This window comes from Micrococcus sp. HG099, assembly GCF_024723355.1.
GTDB lineage: Bacteria > Actinomycetota > Actinomycetes > Actinomycetales > Micrococcaceae > Micrococcus > Micrococcus endophyticus.
In genome coordinates, this window is record NZ_JANQCJ010000225.1 from 1 (window position 1) to 1,902 (window position 1,902).

The window sequence follows — 1,902 nt, forward strand, 5'->3', positions numbered from 1 at the left end:
CCTCCCGGCCGGCGGCAGCGGCGGCCACGGCAACGCCGCCCGCCCCCGCGGCACCCGGCCGCACGAGATCGAGGGCCGCGGTGTCGGCGTCGACGGCGGCATGGGGATCCGCGGCGGCGGCCTCGAGGGCCTCCCGGAAGGCCGCGCCCGTGGGGAAGCGGTCCTCGGGGTCCTTCTCGAGGGCGCGCAGCAGCACGGGGTCGAAGGCGCGCGGCAGGTCCGGGTCCACCTCGGACGGGGCCGGGGGCGCCTCGCGCACGTGCTGGTAGGCCACGGCCAGCGGGGTGTCGCCGGTGAAGGGCGGACGGCCGGTGAGCAGCTCGAACAGCACGCAGCCGGTCGCGTAGAGGTCCGCGCGCCCGTCCACGGTGCGCCCGGTCGCCTGCTCGGGGGCTAGGTAGAGGGCCGTGCCCACCACCGCCTGGGTCTGGGAGGTGGTGGCGGAGGTGTCCGCCAGGGCGTGGGCGATCCCGAAGTCCATCACCTTCACGGAACCGGCGTCCGTGACCATGACGTTGGCCGGCTTCACGTCCCGGTGGACGATCCCCTCCTGGTGGGCGTGCTCGAGCGCCTCCAGCACCTCGCGGGTCCACATGACGGCCCGCTCGGTGCCCACGGCGCCCTCGGCGTGCAGGACCTCGCGCAGGGACCGCCCGGTGACGAGCTCCATCACCAGGTACGGGCAGTCCACGGGGTGGTGGCCGTCCTCGAGGGAGACCTCTCCCGTGTCGTACACGGACACGATCGAGGGGTGGTTGAGCGAGGCCACGGAGCGGGCCTCCTTGCGGAAGCGGGCCTGGAACTGAGGGTCACGCGCCAGGTCGCGGCGCATGAGCTTCACGGCGACGGGCCGGTGCAGGCGCAGGTCGGTGCCGCGGAACACGTCCGCCATCCCGCCGCGACCGATCAGCGCGTCGATCCGGTACCGCCCGTTGAGGGTCCACTGCTCTTCCACGTGGCCGTCTGCGCCTTCCCCGTCCCGCCGCCTCAGGCGGTCGGGCTCTCCTCGGCGGTCGGGGAGGCCGAGCCGCCCGCGTCGTCGGTGGGATCCGCGGTGGGCTCGCCGGTCGGCTCGCCCGTGGGGTCCGACGTCGGCTCGGTGGTGGGCTCCTCGGTCGGCTCCTCGGTGGGCTCCTCGGAGGGGGCGGTGGGCTCCGTCGTCGGCTCCTCCGCGGGCTCCGACGTGGGCTCGGTGGTCGGCTCGTCGCTCGGCTCGGCGGTGGGCTCCGCGGGCTCGGAGGGCTCCTGCGTCGGGGCGGGCTCGTCGCCGCCGGCCCCGCCGGCCACGATCAGCTGCACGTGGGTGTCGTGGCGGTGCCGCTGACCCTCGCCGGGCACCACGCGCACCACCTCGCCCTCGGCGCCGTCGGCGGTCGGGTCGTCCACGCGGTCCACGGTGAAGCCGCGGTCGCGCAGCAGCTGGATCGCGCTGTCCACCGGCTGGCCCACGAGGCCATCGGGGATGACGCCCTCGCCCGTGGAGACGGCCAGGGTGACGGTCTCCCCGCGCTGCAGGGAGCCCACGGGGTTGACCTCCTCGACGGTGCCGCGCGGGCTGCGCGCGTCGCGGTCCTCCTCCCGCACGACCAGGCCGAGCCGCTCCAGCTCGGCGCGCACCTCGGCCGCGGGGCGGCCCTTGTAGGCCTCCGGGTCCACGGACACGGAGGAGGCCTGCGAGGTGCCGGACGGGGTGGACCCGCCCGGGGTGCGGTCGCCCGTGATCCACGGCCACAGCAGCGCGCCCAGCAGGGCGAACAGGACCAGCCCGAGCAGGGCGAACACGGGCCACCGGTTCGCGCGTCGGCGCTTCACCGGGGCCGAGCCCTGGCCGGCGGGCGGGGCCTCCTGCACGACGTCGGACGGGCGGGTCTGCGGGTCGCGGACCGCCGCGATCTCCTCGTC

General features: G+C 76.3%; 2 protein-coding genes. Both read right to left on the bottom strand.

Annotated features, from left to right (window positions below):
* A partial coding sequence (locus NWP10_RS11795; protein ID WP_258301030.1) for a protein kinase occupies positions 1 to 955 on the bottom strand: 955 nt, incomplete at its 3' end.
* Positions 956 to 987: 32 nt separating this feature from the next.
* The coding region (locus tag NWP10_RS11800) for a PASTA domain-containing protein (RefSeq protein ID WP_258301031.1) at positions 988 to 1,902 on the bottom strand (915 nt) is incomplete at its 5' end.